Origin of the sequence: Veillonella sp. KGMB01456, assembly GCF_023051165.1 — a bacterium.
In the GTDB taxonomy this organism is placed as follows: Bacteria; Bacillota; Negativicutes; order Veillonellales; family Veillonellaceae; genus Veillonella_A.
The window spans coordinates 1-2,730 of the sequence record NZ_JALKIG010000078.1 but is presented as its reverse complement, the minus strand read 5'-3'; the positions used below and the strand labels follow the sequence as shown (position 1 = coordinate 2,730).

Annotated in this window: 2 protein-coding genes; both read left to right on the top strand. The window is 41.0% G+C overall.

The window, feature by feature from the left end:
• Positions 1-367: 367 nt before the first annotated feature.
• Positions 368-1,276, top strand: coding sequence for a phosphatidylglycerol lysyltransferase domain-containing protein (locus tag MXE28_RS11350; RefSeq protein ID WP_226974689.1), 909 nt, complete (start codon positions 368-370; stop codon positions 1,274-1,276).
• 54 nt (positions 1,277-1,330) lie between these two features.
• Positions 1,331-2,551, top strand: a complete 1,221-nt coding sequence (locus tag MXE28_RS11345; RefSeq protein ID WP_226974688.1) for a GNAT family N-acetyltransferase — start codon at positions 1,331-1,333, stop codon at positions 2,549-2,551.
• The last annotated feature ends 179 nt before the right edge of the window (positions 2,552-2,730 follow it).

The window sequence follows — 2,730 nt, the reverse complement described above, 5'->3', positions numbered from 1 at the left end:
CCATATCCTAACTATCTATGGGATTAAATTACCAACTCAAAATGTCCTATAACCCGAAACTGTGAAAAAAATTCTCTTTTACACAATTTTATGGTAAAATCATATATATAGAATGAAATATATAGATATAGTTGTATTTTACAAAGTTCAAATATGTAGTATAATTATAGAGTTCGCTATATGAGCTCAGCCCCTATTGGTACTCTAAAAAGAGTATTGATTGGCCCTGAGTATAGTGTTAATAAAGTCCTAAAAGATTAGGGTATTTGGGTTAGGGATATAGTTCCTAAAAAATGTAGAGCGTTATAAAAAAATCAGAACGCTATAATTGTGTATTATTACTATTAGTCCGTAGGAGGCGATTCCTATTTTAGCATTTAGAAGATTTGAATTAAAAGATAAACCGATTATTGATGATTATTTTGCAATTCATCATTATGAAGCATCGGATAACTGTTTTACCACATTGTTTATGTGGCAAGATGCTTATGGTATCGAATGGGCCGAAGAAGATGGCGTATTGTTCATTAAAGGGGGCGGCAAACGGGAACCGTTTATGTTGCCACCTTTTGCCGGTAAAGATGCAAAATTCGTAGACGGCCTTGATATGGCTAAAGAATGGTTCGAAGTGAATAACTTGCCGTTCCGTTTAAAAGGTGTTAATCCGATTATGATGGAGCGTATGAATACGCTTTGTCCTGATTGCTATGAATTTACGCCGGACCGTGACAATTTTGAGTACATTTATAAAACGCAAGATTTGATTACTTTGTCCGGTAAAAAATTGCGCCAGAAGAAAAATCACTTAAATCAGTTCCGCATGCAGTATACCAACTATGAGTACATGCCGCTTACTTCGGACATTTTTGCCGATTGTATTGCTACGGCTGAATCCTGGGTGGAACAGCATCATGAAGAAGGCATTGAAGATGAGTTGGAAGCCATTAAATTGTTGTTCACTCATTGGGATGAACTTGGTCTTGTAGGCGGTGCTATCAAGTTGTTCGGACGTATCGAAGCGTTCACTATCGGTGAATACTTGAACGACCGTATGGCTTTGATTCATATTGAAAAAGCAAATCCGACTATCCGCGGTTTGTACCAGGCTATCAACAATGAATTCATTCGTCATGAATTTGCCGATACGGAATTTGTAAACCGTGAAGAAGATATGGGCTTACCGGGCCTTCGTAAGGCTAAAGAATCGTATAATCCGGATCATTTTGCCGAAAAATATGATGCGGTATATGCCGATATTTGTCCTGTTAAGGAATAAAGTATTAGGGGAGTCCTGAGGACTCTCCTTTTTTGTATAAAAAGAGGTGTAATTATGGAATTTAGAATTGCCAACGCCAATGATACGAAAGCGGTAGAAAATTTATGGGCTTATTGCTTTGAAACAAAAGAAGATCCGTTTTTCCAATATTATTTCAGCAAAGCCTATGAACCGGAACATACCATGGTAGGCTATGACGGAAATTTGCTGACCAGTATGGTGCATTTGCGTCAGTATACCCTTAATGTGCGCGGTGCGCTCGTGCCGGTAAGTTACATGGTAGGCGTAGCAACCGATCCGGTAGCCCGCCGTGGCGGTATCGGCGGTCAATTATTAACGGCTTCGTTAGAAGAGTTAAAAAAACGCGGTCAGGGGATCACCATTTTGATGCCGTCCAAAGCTGCGTTTTACCAACAATACGGTTGGGAACTGTACGCTCATCAGTGGGTGCAAACCTTGAGTCTTGAAGAGTTACGTCCGCTTACGGATAAAACACTTCATTTCGGTCTTTTGCAATCGGAAGACGAATGGACTAAGTTAGCCCCAATCTATGAAGCTTATACTGAAGGTTTATCCGGTTATGCCGTGCGCGGTGAAAAAGAATGGCGACGCTTATTGGGCAGCTTTTTTGCGGAAGGGGTGCGCGTAGCTTATGTGCAGACCGAAGACGGTCAAATTGAAGGCTATGCGGTGTATCGTTTAGGGGCGGAAGAAATTCCGGTTACCGAATTTGTGTACACTTCCCGTCGCGGTCAAAAAGGTCTCTTAAATTACTTATACAATCATCGTTCGCAAGGTTCGAGCATCCGCTGGAACGAAGGTATGCAGGATGAATCTTATATTTTCCATCCGAACGGTAAAACCGGTCATACAACCATGCCGTACATGATGAGTCGTATTGTCGATGTGACGACGGCTATGGCGACAGTGCCGGCCCATATTGATGCACATTGGGCCAATCAGGCGGGCGTAGTTGACGGTAAGACCTATACCTTTACATTAGGTGTTAAAGATTCCATGGCAACTTGGAATGAAGGTACCTATGAAGTGACAATTCATAGTGATGGCCACGTGGAAGCCGTTAAAACAGCGGACGAAGTTAAAGCTGATGTGCAGGTTGTAAGTGAGGTAGGGGCTTTAAGCCTTATCCTTATGGGCCGCATGACAGCGTCGGAACTGCTGTTTGAAGGTAAAGTATGTGGTGAAAAAGCGGTGATTGCTATGCTCATCCGTGTTTATCCGAAACAAAAAACATACATTAATGAATGGTGGTAAGAATTAATATATAAAAAGGCCCTCATAAGGCTCAGACTCTACTTATACCGGATGCGTTACATCCGATTGGCTAGAGGTTTTGCATCTTATGAGGGCTTTTTGTTTTGCTAATTTTTTGAAAATTAAGAGTTATAGGACAAAAAGTGTGTGTAAAAAGTGCTGTAAACCTAGATAGATAC

Coding starts and splice junctions, on each gene's coding strand:
- MXE28_RS11345 (WP_226974688.1), top strand. CDS start 1,331: ATGGAATTTAGAATTGCCAACGCCAATGATACGAAAGCGGTAGAAAAT.